The 13,880-nt window shown below is 67.7% G+C and carries 13 protein-coding genes and 1 tRNA gene; 6 read left to right on the forward strand and 8 right to left on the reverse strand.

The window, feature by feature from the left end; genetic code table 11:
- Nucleotides 1-81: 81 nt before the first annotated feature.
- From J5837_RS11525 to J5837_RS11550, 6 genes are all read left to right on the forward strand, one after another.
- Nucleotides 82-1,932, forward strand: a complete 1,851-nt coding sequence (locus J5837_RS11525) for a 3-hydroxybutyrate oligomer hydrolase family protein (RefSeq protein ID WP_210536873.1) — start codon at nucleotides 82-84, stop codon at nucleotides 1,930-1,932.
- A 108-nt stretch (nucleotides 1,933-2,040) separates the two neighbouring features.
- Nucleotides 2,041-3,405, forward strand: coding sequence for a class III poly(R)-hydroxyalkanoic acid synthase subunit PhaE (phaE, locus tag J5837_RS11530; RefSeq protein WP_210536874.1), 1,365 nt, complete (start codon nucleotides 2,041-2,043; stop codon nucleotides 3,403-3,405).
- Nucleotides 3,402-4,472 (forward strand): class III poly(R)-hydroxyalkanoic acid synthase subunit PhaC, encoded by a 1,071-nt coding sequence (locus tag J5837_RS11535; protein WP_210536875.1) that lies wholly within the window; start codon nucleotides 3,402-3,404, stop codon nucleotides 4,470-4,472. The genes phaE and J5837_RS11535 overlap by 4 nt, the downstream gene beginning before the upstream one ends.
- Nucleotides 4,473-4,641: 169 nt before the next feature.
- Nucleotides 4,642-5,022, forward strand: a complete 381-nt coding sequence (locus J5837_RS11540; protein WP_210536876.1) for a YfeK family protein — start codon at nucleotides 4,642-4,644, stop codon at nucleotides 5,020-5,022.
- Between the two features lie 34 nt (nucleotides 5,023-5,056).
- On the forward strand, nucleotides 5,057-5,257 hold the full coding sequence (locus J5837_RS11545) for a PspC domain-containing protein (RefSeq protein WP_210536877.1): 201 nt from the start codon (nucleotides 5,057-5,059) through the stop codon (nucleotides 5,255-5,257).
- A 23-nt stretch (nucleotides 5,258-5,280) separates the two neighbouring features.
- Complete coding sequence (locus tag J5837_RS11550; RefSeq protein ID WP_210537025.1) at nucleotides 5,281-5,733, forward strand: hypothetical protein; 453 nt, start codon at nucleotides 5,281-5,283, stop codon at nucleotides 5,731-5,733.
- 196 nt (nucleotides 5,734-5,929) lie between these two features.
- Here J5837_RS11550 and J5837_RS11555 read toward each other — a convergent pair whose 3' ends face one another.
- The 8 genes from J5837_RS11555 to metX form a co-directional block, all read right to left on the reverse strand.
- Nucleotides 5,930-6,595: a TetR/AcrR family transcriptional regulator gene (locus J5837_RS11555; RefSeq protein ID WP_210536878.1), complete on the reverse strand. Its 666-nt coding sequence runs from the start codon at nucleotides 6,593-6,595 to the stop codon at nucleotides 5,930-5,932.
- A 90-nt stretch (nucleotides 6,596-6,685) separates the two neighbouring features.
- Nucleotides 6,686-7,858 (reverse strand): 2-methylaconitate cis-trans isomerase PrpF, encoded by a 1,173-nt coding sequence (prpF, locus tag J5837_RS11560; RefSeq protein WP_425504838.1) that lies wholly within the window; start codon nucleotides 7,856-7,858, stop codon nucleotides 6,686-6,688.
- 65 nt (nucleotides 7,859-7,923) lie between these two features.
- On the reverse strand, nucleotides 7,924-8,544 hold the full coding sequence (locus tag J5837_RS11565; RefSeq protein WP_210536880.1) for a 2'-5' RNA ligase family protein: 621 nt from the start codon (nucleotides 8,542-8,544) through the stop codon (nucleotides 7,924-7,926).
- The gene (locus J5837_RS11570) at nucleotides 8,534-8,998 is read right to left on the reverse strand and encodes an SRPBCC family protein (RefSeq protein ID WP_210536881.1); all 465 of its coding nucleotides are present in this window, start codon (nucleotides 8,996-8,998) and stop codon (nucleotides 8,534-8,536) included. Before J5837_RS11570 ends, J5837_RS11565 begins: the two co-directional genes overlap by 11 nt.
- Before the next feature lie 43 nt (nucleotides 8,999-9,041).
- Nucleotides 9,042-11,654, reverse strand: a complete 2,613-nt coding sequence (gene acnD / locus J5837_RS11575; protein WP_210536882.1) for a Fe/S-dependent 2-methylisocitrate dehydratase AcnD — start codon at nucleotides 11,652-11,654, stop codon at nucleotides 9,042-9,044.
- Nucleotides 11,655-11,771: 117 nt separating this feature from the next.
- A tRNA-Leu gene (locus J5837_RS11580) sits at nucleotides 11,772-11,857 on the reverse strand.
- 38 nt (nucleotides 11,858-11,895) lie between these two features.
- On the reverse strand, nucleotides 11,896-12,486 hold the full coding sequence (locus J5837_RS11585; protein WP_210536883.1) for a cysteine dioxygenase family protein: 591 nt from the start codon (nucleotides 12,484-12,486) through the stop codon (nucleotides 11,896-11,898).
- A 176-nt stretch (nucleotides 12,487-12,662) separates the two neighbouring features.
- The gene (gene metX / locus J5837_RS11590) at nucleotides 12,663-13,775 is read right to left on the reverse strand and encodes a homoserine O-acetyltransferase MetX (protein ID WP_210536884.1); all 1,113 of its coding nucleotides are present in this window, start codon (nucleotides 13,773-13,775) and stop codon (nucleotides 12,663-12,665) included.
- Between the last annotated feature and the right edge of the window lie 105 nt (nucleotides 13,776-13,880).

Below are 13,880 nucleotides of genomic sequence, written 5' to 3' on the forward strand. Positions count from 1 at the left end.
CCGAAGCTAGCAGCAAAGCCGCTTCGCGTCGTGGTACCAAAGTACGATGACGCCACCGCCGGCCCGCGCTAGCTTGCACGCATGAACAAGAATCCGTCATTGCGCGCCGCCACCGTGGCGTTGGCCTGCCTGCTGTCCGCCTGCGCGGGCAATCCCGTCCAATCGCCGGAGAAGATCGCGATGGTGCAACCGCAGCGCGTCACCGAGCACCGCGGCAGCGATGACCTGCTCACCGCCGGCCTCGGCCTGGACGGCCTGCGCGCGATAGCGCCGCCCACCTTTGCCGATCCCGCGCATCCGACTGCCGCCGAAACGCGCCGCCGCGCGATCTGGAGCAACTGGCGTGGCATCGCCGACCTGTCGCCGAACGGCGGCTACGGCCAGGTCTACGGCAGCGTGGCGGCGGTGCCGGGTCGCGAATTCAGCGCCTTCGCCCGCGTGCCGGGCGCGAAGCAACCGCATCGCGTGCTGGTGCAGGTGCCGGATGCCTTCGACACGGGCAAGCGTTGCGTGCTGGTTGCGCCGGCCTCGGGTTCGCGCGGCGTGTACGGCGCCATCGCGGTGGCCGGCGCCTGGGGCCTGCCGAAAGGCTGTGCCGTCGCCTATACCGACAAGGGCGCGGGCACCGACTACTTCGATCTGGAAGCGAAGCAGGGCACGAAGCTCGACGGCACGCCAGGCAAGGCCGGCGTGGATGAACTCGCCTTCGTCCCGGACATGCTTGAGGGCAGGCCGGCCGATGCGAAGGGCGTCGCGTTCAAGCACGCGCATTCGCAGGACAACCCGGAAGCGGATTGGGGCAAGCATGTGAAGCAGGCGGCGGAATTTGCCCTCGTTTCGCTGGACCAGGCATTCCCGAACGCCGCGCCGTTCACCTTCGAAAACACGCGGGTGATCGCGGTCGGCATTTCCAACGGCGGCGGCGCCGTGCTGCGTGCGGCCGAGGGCGACAGTGATTGGCTGGATGCGGTCGTCGCCGGAGAACCGAACGTGTACGTCGATAGCCTTGGCGGACGCCCGCTTTACGACGTCGCCACCGAAGCCGCGCTGCTGATGCCGTGCGCGCTGCTGCACCTGCCGGCCGACTCGCTGCCGCAGCCACCGGTGCATGCGCAGGTCGAGCCGTTGTGGAAAGCGCGTTGCGCGACCTTGAAGGCGGCGGGGCTGGTCGAGGGCGACAGCGCCGAGACGCAGGCCAGGTCGGCCTACGACAAGCTGCGTGCGAACGGCTGGACCGACGAATCGCTGCATGCTGGCGCATTGAGCGTCGGCTTCGACCTGTGGCGTTCGGTCGCGGTGACCTATGCCTCGGCCTATGGCCGTTATGCCGTCGGCGCGCATCCGTGCGGTTATGCGTTCTCCGCGCAGAACCCGGACTTCAGCGCACGCGTCGCGACGGACATCGAGCGCGCGGCCTGGTGGAGCGACAGCGCCGGCATTCCGCCGGGCAACGGCGTCGGCATCGTCGACATGAAGCTCGCGCCGCCGGACTTCACTCTGCCGGGCCTGCAATGCCTGCGCGCGCTGTGGGACGGACAAGGCGACGACGCCAAGCGCGTACGCGAAGGCATCTTGGCGACACGCGCGGGCCTGCCGCGCAAGGGCCTGCCGGTACTGGTCGTGCACGGCACCGACGACGGCCTGGTGCCGCCCGCCTTCACCAGCGCGCCCTACGTGGCCGCGGCGCAGGCGGCGGGGCGCGACGTGCGTTACTGGCGGGTGCGCAATGGCGAGCATTTCGACGCGTTCCTCGCGTTCCCGGCCTACGGCGCGCGCTACACGCCGATGCTGCCGCAGTTCTACGCCGCACTGGACCGCATCCAGGCGTACCTGGACGGGAAGGGCGGGCTTCCGGCCGACGCGACGATCGCGGCCGAAGGCCGCGGCGCGGGTGCGGTGCGAACGGAACAGTTCGCCATTCCCAGGCCGTAGTTGCATACGTAACCACATGTTCGGCGGTGTTGCGCCGCATGGACCCGAAGCTCAGGGAAAATTCCATTCCGATTGCTATGATCGGAACGGTAGCTGGGAGGGTGGAAGATGTTCGGCAACGGATTCGGAAATTTCGGCAACGGTGGCCTCGGCGGCAGCGATTTCGAATCGCTGGCGCGTCAGTACTGGAACGCCTGGGGCGAGGCTATGCGCCAGGGCGCGGCAGGGGCGGGCCTGTCGGGCGCGAACCCGTCGGGCTGGCAACAAGCCACCCAATGGTGGGCGCAATTGCTGCCGGGCATGCAACCCGACGCGATGGGCGCGGTGCATCGCTTCAACCAGTTGGCCAGCGGCTGGTTCGGACAGATGCAGCAGGTCGCGGCGCAGTTCGCCGGACAGGACGGCAGCGCCGCCGACATCGCCAGGGCTTGGCGTGAAGCGCTGGGCGCCGACGCCGCGGACGCCAATCCCTTCGCCGACCTGTTCCGCACCATGCAGTCCGGTGGGCAGGAAAGCCTGAACAACTGGCTGGAACAGGCCGCGCCCTACCTCCAGGCGCTGCAGGCCGTCGCCCAGGGCGACCAGTCGCGCTGGCTGCACGTGCCGACGTTCGGCCTGGCCCGCGAACACCAGGAGCGCTGGCAGGCGCTGCTGCAGGCGCAGCAGGACTACCAGCAACGCAACAACGACTACAACGCGCTGATGCTGAAGACGCTGCAGCATGCGTTGTCGCTGTTCGAGGACAAGTTGGCCGAGCACGAGGAACCCGGTCGCCAGTTGACCAGCGCACGCGCGCTGTTCGACCTGTGGATCGACGCGGCCGAGGAAGCCTACGCGCAGGCTGCCCTGTCGGAGTCGTTCCGCGAGGTCTACGGCGCGCTGACCAACGCGCAGATGCGCCTGCGTTCGTCGGTGCAGGTGGAAATCGAGAAGATCTGCGGCCTGTTCGGCATGCCGACGCGCACCGAGGTCGATTCGGCGCACCGCAAGATCGTGCAGCTCGAGCGTGCGATGCGCCAGCAGGCACGCGAACCGAAAGCGAAGACGGCTGCGGCCCGCAGGCAACCCACGACGGCCGCCGAGCCGGTCCCGGCGCCAGCGCCGGCTGCCAAGACGGAGAAAACCAAGGCCCCGGCGAAAAAGCCTGCGAAGAAGGCCGCGAAAGCGGCAGCGCCGAAGGCGACGAAGAAAAAGACCGTGCGGCGCCGCGCGGCCGCGAAGCGGGACAGCAAGCCTACTGCGAGCGCGAAGCCGCGCAGCAAGGCCGCGCCGCGTCGCGCGGTCGCGAGCCGTGCGGTCTCGCCGAGCAAGCGCGCCGCGGCGAAACCTGCGGTCGCGGCAGCGCCGAAGAAGCCGCCGTCCAAGGGCAACATTGTGTCGATGAAGGACTGGGTCGCGCGTTACGCGCCACCGGCGCCGCTCGGCCCGGAACCATCCGCCAGGCGCAATGGCAAGAAGGGTGAACGCCAATGAACGGCCCGCTCAATTTCACCGCCGAGGCCCTGGCCAAGGAAGCATTGGGCCTGCAGCAGAAGCTCGCCGCCGGGTTGAAGATCCTGCCCGAAGTCGACGATGTGCACTACGGTGCGACGCGCAAGGAAGAAGTCTGGCGCGACGGCAAGGTGGCGCTGTACCGTTTCGTCGGCGAGAACAAGCCGACCGCGAAGCTGCCGCTGCTGATTTCCTATGCGCTGGTCAACCGTCCGTACATGGTCGACCTGCAGGACGACCGTTCGCTGGTCAGGGGCCTGCTGGCGCAGGGCCAGGACGTCTACATCATCGACTGGGGCTATCCCGACCGCTCCGACCGCTTCCTCGAGCTGGGCGACTACATCAACCGCTTCATCGATGGTGCGGTCGACCACCTGCGCGAAGCCCACGGCGTCGATGCGATCAACCTGCTCGGCATCTGCCAGGGCGGCGCGTTTTCGCTGTGCTATTCGGCGCTGCACGCGGACAAGGTCAAGAACCTGATCACCATGGTCACGCCGGTGGATTTCCACACGCCGGACAACATGCTGTCGAACTGGACCCGGCAGATGGACGTGGACCTGTTCGTCGACACGCTGGGCAACGTGCCGGCGGACCTGATGAACGCCAGCTACCTGATGTTGAAGCCGTTCCGGCTGAACCTGCAGAAGTACCTGGGCCTGGTCGACATCCTCGACGACAAGCGCGCGATCGAGGATTTCCTGCGCATGGAGAAATGGATCTTCGACTCGCCCGACCTGGCCGGCGAAGCCTTCCGCCAGTTCATCAAGCAGTTCTACCAGGGCAACGGCTTCGTCAACGGCGGCATCGTCATCGACGGCGAAGAAGTGGACCTGGGCTTCGTCGACATGCCGGTGCTGAACATCTACGCCGAGCAGGACCACCTGGTGCCGCCGGACGCTTCGCGCGCGCTGGCGAAACTCGCCGGCAGCACCGATTACAGCGAATTGAGCTTCAAGGGCGGGCACATCGGCATCTATGTTTCCAGCCGCGCCCAGCGCGAAGTGCCGGCGTCGATCCACGACTGGCTGACCCGGCGTTCGCGCTGAGCGGGCCGGACGGCTTTGTAGGTGCCGGGCTTGCCCGGCACGCTTTTGACCTTCGCGGCGAATGGCAAAGGCAAACCGGGACGAGCCCGGCTTCTACACAGGCAAAGGCAACGACGGGAAGCAGCCGAGCGCGCTCGGCTCCACAAGGCGGAAAGACCGAGACGACACGATGAGGCTGCGTTTTTCCACTGCTGCGATCGCGCTTTTGCTGGCATCCGCGCCGGCTTTCGCAGCGCCCTCCGCGAAGGCGCGGCAGGAAATCGCCGGCCTGATGCAGGCGCTGGGCGCCTCGCATTGCGAATTCAACCGCAACGGCAGTTGGTACGACGCCACGCAGGCTCGAGCGCACCTGCAGCGCAAGTGCGACTACCTGTTGAAGAAGGACCTGGTCGATTCCGCCGAGCAATTCATCGACCGCGCGGCCAGCCGCAGCAGCTTCAGCGGCAAGGCGTACCGGGTGCGTTGCCCGGGCCGGCCCGAGCAGGATGCGGCAGGCTGGTTCCGAGACCAGTTGCAGCGCCTGCGCGGTTCAGCCAAGCCCGCGCCGTGACGCGCTAGACTCGGCGCAGCCACAGGGGGCCGCCATGACCGAGACCAAGCCGTTCGCCCGTTCGCTTAACGACCGCATGATCGCGGGGGTGATGGGCGGCATCGCCCACCGCTTCGGCTGGAACGCGACGCTGCTGCGCGCGATCTTCGTGATCGTGTCGATCGCGTCGGCGGCGTTCCCGGGCATCCTGGTTTACCTGATCCTGTGGCTGTTGATGCCGAACGAGGCCGATTGAGCGAAGCTACGGACGCCACGGCGATGCGGAAGTCCGCGCTGGTCGCGATGCGCGCGCTCGGTTTCGTGTGGGCCTCGCCGAACAGCTTGCTGGGCCTGCTGCTGGGCGGCGTCGGCATGCTGTTCGGCTCCAAGCCGCGATTCAATCGCCGCGAGTTTGCCCTGGTCTTCCACTTCTGGCCGTGGGGCCCGGGCGGCGCGATCACCTTCGGCAACGTGATCCTGCACAGCGGCGACACGCTCGACTCGCCGTGCATCACCTACGAACACCGCGCCGGGCGCCGCGTGCATCCCTACATCGTGCTCGGCGACCACGAGCGCGCGCATGTTTTCCAGTACATGGTGCTGGGGCCGCTGTTCCTGCCCGCCTACCTGTTGTGCGGCGGCATCAGCGTGCGCAATCCGTTCGAACGCGCCGCCGATCGCTACGCGCTGACCGGCAAGGGCTGGTGGCCGTGGCCTGCCGACGAACGGTGAGCGTTTCTTGACGATGGAGTAACGCGCGTGGCGCTAGCCTGCATGCGTCGTAGGAAAGCAAGAAGGCACATGCCCTGAAAGCTCGACGACGACTAGAAGGCCCAGCCGATCCGGGGAGACCCGGAAAGACTGGGCCTTTGATGTTTGGGGAAAAGAATCCGGTTCGCCTGTGTTCGGTGCAGGAGCGGGCCGCGGGTCAGCGCGGCAGCGCGCCGTGCAGGAACAGGTCCACCGCCTGCATCGCATAGGCATGCAGGGCGGGCTGGTCGGTCTCGTGCAGGTTGCCGCAGGAGATGCGCAGGGCCCAGTCGCCGAACAGCATCATGAAGAACTGGCTGGAGGCGTGCTCGGCCGAGTCGATGCGCAGGCGCCCGGCTGCGGCTTCCTGTTCGAAATAGGTAGCCAGTTTTTCGCGGACCGTGGCGACGGCATGGTCGAAGAACCAGTCGCGCAGTTGCGGGAACGACTGGCCTTCGCCGACCACGATGCGGTGCAGCACGCGCGAATCGGCCCGGGCCAGGCTTTCGACGAGGCGCTCCGCGGCCAGGCGCAGCGCCTGTTCCGGCGACTGGCCGGACAGGTCCAGCGCCTGCATGCGCTGGTTCAGGTCGTCGAGGCGGCGCTCGATGATCGCGTGGGCCAGGCCTTCCTTGTCGCCGAACACGCGGTACAGCGTGGCCATGGAGCCGCCGGCGCGGGCCACGATCTCGCTGAGCTTGGCGTGCTGGTAGCCCTTTTCGGCGAACACTTCGGTGGCCGCGTCGAGGAACTTCTCGACCCGCACTTCCGCACGTCGGCCCAGCTCCACCTCCGGGCGCGGGCGCAACGAATGCAGGCTGGCGGACGGGTTCGGTGGATTCATGCAGGCCTCGGCGGCGGCGGCTGGGCGGGTCAGCCAGATATTACCTTCGGCAGCGGTATTTGTGCGTGAGAGGGAGTGGCCGCCTGCCGCTCAGAATATGCCGTCCGGTACCCGCACCGCGCCTTCCATCAAAACCCGCGCGCTGCGGCTCATGACCGCGCGGGTCACCGTCCACTCGCCGTCCACCTGCCTGACCTCCGCGCCGACGCGCAGGGTGCCGGAAGGATGGCCGAAGCGCACCGCGTCGCGGCTGCCGCCACCGGCCGCCGCATTGACCAGGGTGCCCGGCACCGCCGCGGCGGTGGCGATGGCGACCGAGGCGGTGCCCATCATCGCGTGGTGCAGCTTGCCCATCGAAATGGCGCGCGCCAGCAAGGCGATCTCGTCGGCCTTTACCGGCTTGCCGCTGGACGAAACATAGTCCTTGGGTGGCGCGACGAACGCGACCTTCGGCGTAAGCGGCCGCCGTGCCGCGTCCTCGATCCGTTCGACCAGGCCCATGCGCACTGCGCCCGCCGCGCGGATCGCTTCCAGCTTCGCCAGCGCGGCCGGGTCCTCGTTGATCGCGGGTTGCAGCTCGGTGCCGTCGTAACCCAGCGCCGCCGCTTCGACGAACACCATCGGCACGCCGGCGTTGATCAGCGTGGCCTTGAACGTGCCGACACCCGGCACCTCGAGCTCGTCGACCGGGTTTCCGGTCGGGAACATCGCGCCGCCGCCGTCGTCGTCCTCGGCCGCCGGGTCGAGGAATTCCAGCTGGATCTCGGCGGCGGGGAAGGTCACGCCGTCCAGTTCGAAGTCGCCGGTCTCCTGCACTTCGCCGTTGGCGACCGGAACGTGGGCGACGATGGTCTTGTTGATGTTGGCCTGCCAGATGCGCACGGTGCAGATCCCGTCGCGCGGCACCTTGGCCGGGTCGACCAGTCCGTTGGCGATGGCGAACGGACCGACCGCGGAGGACAGGTTGCCGCAGTTGCCGCTCCAGTCGATGAACGCATCATTGATCGGCACCTGCCCGTACAGGTAATCGACGTCGTGGTCCGGCACCGACGACCTGGCGATGATCACCACCTTGCTGGTGCTCGACGTCGCTCCGCCCATGCCGTCGGTGTGCTTGCCGTACGGATCGGGCGAACCGATTACCCGCATCAGCAGCGCATCGCGCGCCGGCCCCGGCACGCGCGCGGCTTCGGGCAGGTCTTCCAGCCTGAAGAACACGCCCTTCGAGGTGCCGCCGCGCATGTAGGTGGCGGGCACACGCATTTGAGGAGCGGGGATCTGCGGAAGGTGGTTCATCGTCGTTCTTGTCGGGGAATGCGTGGACGGAATCAGAACAGGCTGCTCTGCACCAGGCGGGGCGGCTCCGGGGCCAGCCGCCAGCTGCCCAGCGTTTCGTAGCGATACGGATCGCCGCCGCCGACCACCAGTTCGATTGTATCGATGGACCATTCGATCGGAGCGATGGGCTCATCGGCAGGCAGGGCCAGTGCGGCGGAGTAACTCAACGTGACATGGGGCAAGTGACCGCCGCCGGGCGGCAATCCTTGCGCGACCAGCGCTGCATTGATCGCGCGGACCACGGTTTCCAGTGCTTTAGACGATCTCTGTACGGGACGTACCAGCCAGAGATGGCTTCCCGGCTTGCGCGGCCCGCTGCAAAGACGCTCGAAGGCCAGGGTCAGCCCCTGCGCCCGGACGCCGGCGCCCGCGCGCGCCATCAGTTCGCGGATTTCAGGCGTGTCCACGTAGCGGTCCGACAATGACTGGTGCCGGTTCGCCCGCGGGACCGCGGCGCGGCCGAGCCGGCTGGCGACGGGATGCGGGGCCAGCAACCCGTCGAGGCCGTCGTTCACGGCCGCGCCCGGACGCGCGAGGAACAGCAATCGCGGCTCGTTCCTGTTCCGCACCGGATCCCACAGGGCATCGAGCCGGACCGACTCAGCCGCCATCGGGGATCTCGGGCTCGACCAACTGCGCCAGCAGGGTCAGCGATTCCTGCCAGCCGAGGTAGCAGAACTCGACCGGGATCGCGGCGGGGATGCCCGCCTGCACGATGCTCAGCTCGGTGCCGCACATCACTTGGCGCAGCACTATTTCGACTTGCATCTCGCCCGGCAGGTTGGGGTCGTCGAAGGTGTCGGTGTGGCGGATGCGTTCGTTCTCGACCAGCTCGACGTAGCGGACGGTGAAGGAATGGCCGTTGCCGGTGCCGAAATTGGTGAACGACATCCGGTAACCGCCGCCGACGCGCGCGTCCATCGAATGCATCTTGCCGGTGAAACCGTGCGGCGGCAGCCATTTGCACAGTGCGTCGGCGTCGAGGAAGGCGCGATAGACGCGCGCCGGCGGTGCTTTCAGCACGCGATGCAGGCGGACGGTACCGGTGGAGTTGGCGTCGGACATGGTCGATCTCCTTTCAGGTGGGTGTAACCCTACGACGAACGAGTCAGGCCGCTTTCGACGACTCCAGGAAATCCTGGGCGAAGCGCTGCAGCACGCCGCCGGCCTCGTAGATCGACACTTCCTCGTCCGAATCCAGCCGGCAGGTCACCGGCACCTCGACGCTCCCGCCGTTGCGGCGGTGGATGACCAGGGTCAGGTCCGCGCGCGGCCTGCGCTCGCCGACCACGTCGAAGGTCTCGGTGCCGTCGATGCCCAGGCTCAGGCGGTTGGTGCCCGGCTTGAACTCCAGCGGCAGCACGCCCATGCCGATCAGGTTGGTGCGGTGGATGCGCTCGAAACCCTCGGCGACAATCGCTTCGACGCCGGCCAGGCGCACGCCCTTGGCCGCCCAGTCGCGCGAGCTGCCCTGGCCGTAGTCGGCGCCGGCGATGATGATCAGCGGCTGCTTGCGTTCCATGTAGGTCTCGATCGCTTCCCACATCCGGGTGACCTTGCCTTCCGGCTCGATCCGCGCCAGCGAACCCTGCTTCACGCTGCCGTCGGGGTTGCGCACCATCTCGTTGAACAGCTTCGGATTGGCGAACGTCGCGCGCTGCGCGGTCAGGTGGTCGCCGCGATGGGTCGCGTAGGAATTGAAGTCCTCTTCCGGCAGGCCCATCTTCGCCAGGTATTCGCCGGCGGCGCTGTCCGGCAGGATCGCGTTGGACGGCGACAGGTGGTCGGTGGTGATGTTGTCGCCGAGCACCGCCAGCGGACGCAGGCCGCGCAGCGTGCGTTCGCCGGCCAGCGCGCCTTCCCAGTACGGCGGGCGGCGGATGTAGGTGCTCTGCGGGCGCCACGCATACAGCGGATCGGCGCCGCTGCGCGCGCGCGGTGCGAACATCGGTTCGTAGACCTGGCGGAAATGCTCCGGCTTCACCGAAGCACGGATCGTCGCGTCGATTTCCTCGTCGCTCGGCCAGATGTCCTTCAGGCGCACCTCGTTGCCGGCGGCATCGACGCCCAGCACGTCCTTCTCGATATCGAAGCGCACCGTACCGGCGATGGCATAGGCCACGACCAGCGGCGGCGAGGCGAGGAAGGCCTGTTTCGCGTACGGATGGATGCGGCCGTCGAAGTTGCGGTTGCCCGACAGCACGGCGGTCGCGTACAGGTCGCGCTCGACGATTTCCTGCTGGATCTTCGGATCCAGCGCGCCGCTCATGCCGTTGCAGGTGGTGCAGGCGAAGGCGACCACGCCGAAGCCGAGCTTCTCCAGCTCCGGCAACAGCTTCGCTTCTTCCAGGTACAGCTGCACCGCCTTCGAGCCCGGCGCCAGCGAGGTCTTCACCCACGGCTTGCGCAGCAGGCCACGCGCGTTGGCGTTGCGCGCCAGCAGGCCGGCGGCGATCACGTTGCGCGGGTTCGACGTGTTGGTGCACGAGGTGATCGCCGCGATGATCACCGCGCCGTCGGGCATCAGGCCCGCGGTCTCCTCGGCCTTGCCCGCGGCCAGCTTGGCCTCGTCGGCGACGCCGCGTTCGGCCAGGTCGCTGACCGGCAGGCGCTTGTGCGGGTTGGACGGGCCGGCGAGGTTGCGCACCACCGTGGACAGGTCGAAGCGCAGCGTGCGCTCGTATTCGGCGCCGGCCAGGTCGTCGGCCCACAGGCCCGCGGCTTTCGCGTAGGTTTCGACCAGCTTGACCTGCTGTTCGTCGCGACCGGTCAGGCGCAGGTAGTCCAGCGTGTTGCCGTCGATGAAGAACATCGCCGCAGTCGCGCCGTATTCCGGCGCCATGTTGCTGATCGTCGCGCGGTCGCCCACGGTCAGCGCCGCCGCGCCTTCGCCGCGGAACTCGAGGTAGGCGCCGACGACCTTTTCCTTGCGCAAGAACTCGGTCAGCGCCAGCACCACGTCGGTCGCAGTGATGCCTGGCTGCGGCCTGCCCGAAAGCTCGACGCCGACGATGTCGGGCGTGCGCATCCACGAGGCGCGGCCGAGCATCACGTTCTCCGCCTCCAGCCCGCCGACGCCCACCGCGATCACGCCCAGCGCATCGACGTGCGGGGTGTGCGAGTCGGTGCCGACGCAGGTGTCCGGGAAGGCGACGCCGTCCTGCACGTAGATCACCGGCGACATCTTTTCCAGGTTGATCTGGTGCATGATGCCGTTGCCCGGCGGGATCACCTGCATGTTGCCGAAGGCGTTGCGGGTCCACTCGATGAAGTGGAAGCGGTCTTCGTTGCGACGGTCCTCGATGGCGCGGTTCCTGGCGAACGCGTCCTTGTCGAAACCGGGCGCCTCGACCGCCAGCGAGTGGTCGACGATCAGCTGCACCGGCACCACCGGGTTGACCTTGGCCGGGTCGCCGCCCTGTTCGGCGATGGCGTCGCGCAGGCCGGCCAGGTCGACCAGCGCGGTCTGGCCGAGGATGTCGTGGCAGACCACGCGCGCGGGGAACCACGGGAAATCGAGGTCGCGCCTGCGGTCGATCAACTGGGCCAGGTAGGCGTCGCGCATCGCCGGATCGGCGCGGCGCACGATGTTCTCGGCATGCACGCGCGCGGTGTAGGGCAGGCCGGCCCAGGCGCCGGGCCTGATCGCGTCGACCGCGGCGCGCGCGTCGAACCAATCGAGCGAAGTGCCCGGAAGCGGTTTGCGGAACTCGGAATTCATGCTCGGCACCCTTGGCTGGCGCATCGGCGCCGTTCGCAGGTCCGGAGGTTAGCCGGCCGCGCGGCACTGCCGAATACGACAAAGGGCTTAGCCTCGCGACTAAACCCCCTGTGATGTTGGTGCCGAAGGTGGGACTCGAACCCACACGCTTTTAAGGGCGGCGGATTTTGAGTCCGCTGCGTCTACCATTCCGCCACTTCGGCGCGGACGAAAATTATAGCCTATCGCCGGGGCTGGCCGCTCAGTGGGTCACCACCTGGTCGGTGCCGAGCAGGCGTTCGCCGCGGCGCTGCCAGTCGGCCTGGCCTTCCTCCGGCGAAAACACCCCGCAGCGGACCATGGTGCGCTGGTACACGTGCAGCGACACCGCCACCGAACGATCGCTGGGATTGCGGATGGTGTGGTACTCGTGCGGCGGGATCAGGCTGCCGGCGGAACCGGTGCCGGCCTCGATGGTGCCGACCGGGGTGAAGCGGTACAGCTGGTCGTTGCGCTCGGCCAGTTCGTACTGGGTGATTTCCAGCCGGCCGTGCCACACGCCTTCGACGCACCACATGCCGGAATGGTCGTGGATCTTGGTGCCCTGGCCCGGGCCCCAGGTCATCGCGATGACGCTGTAGCCGTGTTCCGGGCTGGTGTACAGCTCGCGCCGCGCGTAGTGGTCGGCGATGGGCTCGAACACGCATTCGGGCAGTTGCACTTCCTTCTCGCCGATCATCGCGCACAGGCGCTTGCGCAGGGCATCGGTGACCGAACGGTCGTCGCCGAGGGCGACGGCGTCGTCGAGCGCGGCGATCAGGGCGTCGCGGCCGGGGAAATCGAGCGTGTTCATGCGGCTGCCTGCTACGGGATGCGGGCATTTTATCGCTTTTCCTTCTCCCACCGGGAGAAGGTGCCGAAGGCGGATGAGGGCGGGAGAATGACGGCGATAGGAAGGTTCCGCAGGTTCCGAAGGTTTCCGCCCTCATCCGGCGCTACGCGCCACCTTCTCCCGGTGGGAGAAGGAGATCACAGTCCGGCCAGGAAATCCCCGATCGCCGGGCCGAAACGGGCGAAATCGACCAGGAAGGCGTCGTGGCCCTGCGGCGAATCCAGCGGCAGGAAGCGCGCGTCGGCGCCGCCGGCGCGCAGGCCGTCGGCGATCTGTTGCTGCTGCTGCAGCGGGAACAGGATGTCGGTGGAAACGCCGATGGCCAACGCCTTGTCCACGCGCACCTTCGCCAGTCCGGCCATCACGTCACCATTGCCGTATTCAGCCAGGTCGAACCAGTCCATCGACCGGCTCAGGTACAGGTAGCAGTTCGGATCGAAGCGGCGCACGAAACGGCGCGCATGGCCTTCGAGATAGCTTTCGACCTGGAATTCCAAGCCGAACGGATCCTCGTCGGGGCGATCGGATTCCAGCCGCACGCGACCGAAGCGGCCATCCCATTCCAGCGCCGAGCGGTAGGTGATGACGCCGAGCTTGCGCGCCATGCGCATGCCCGATTCGGGGTAGGTGTCGTCGTTGTAGCGGCCGCCGTTCCAGTTCGGGTCGAGGCGGATCGCCTCGCGCTGCAGCGAGCGGATCGCGATGGAGAACGGCAGGGCCTGCGCACTGCCGGAGATGTTGATGTGCGCGCGGGCCGCGCCGGGATGGCGCAACAGCAGCGCCAGCGCGGTCATGCCGCCCATCGAATTGCCGATCACGCAGGCGAGTCTTTCGATGCCGAGCCCGCGGACCACACCGAATGCGGCTTCGGCGACGTCTTCGATCGAGAGTTCGGGGAAATCGAGCCGGTACAGGTCGCCGGTGGCCGGATCGATCGACGCCGGCCCACTGGAGCCCTTGCAACTGCCCAGCGAATTGACGCAGACCACGAACCAGCGATTGGTGTCGATCGGCTTGCCGGGTCCGAGCATCGCTTCCCACCAGCCCGGCTCGGTATCGCCTTCGTTGGCCGCGGCATGCGCGTCGGGCGACAGGCCGGTGACGATCAGGATGGCGTTGTCGCGCGCGGCGTCGAGTTCGCCCCAGGTCTCGTAGGCGACACGCGCGCCGTGCAGCGCGCCGCCGCGCTTCATCGGGAACGGCAAGGGCAGGACGTGGAAACGCGTGCCGGGCGGGATGAATTCGGTCATGCGTGGATTCTAGCGGTTGCAGGAGCGGGCTTTGTGGGAGCGGCTATAGCCGCGAGGGGGCATCGCGAAAGCATCGCGGCTATAGCCGCTCCCACGAAGCGGCCG

The organism is Pseudoxanthomonas helianthi (assembly GCF_017939625.1).
GTDB lineage: Bacteria > Pseudomonadota > Gammaproteobacteria > Xanthomonadales > Xanthomonadaceae > Pseudoxanthomonas_A > Pseudoxanthomonas_A helianthi.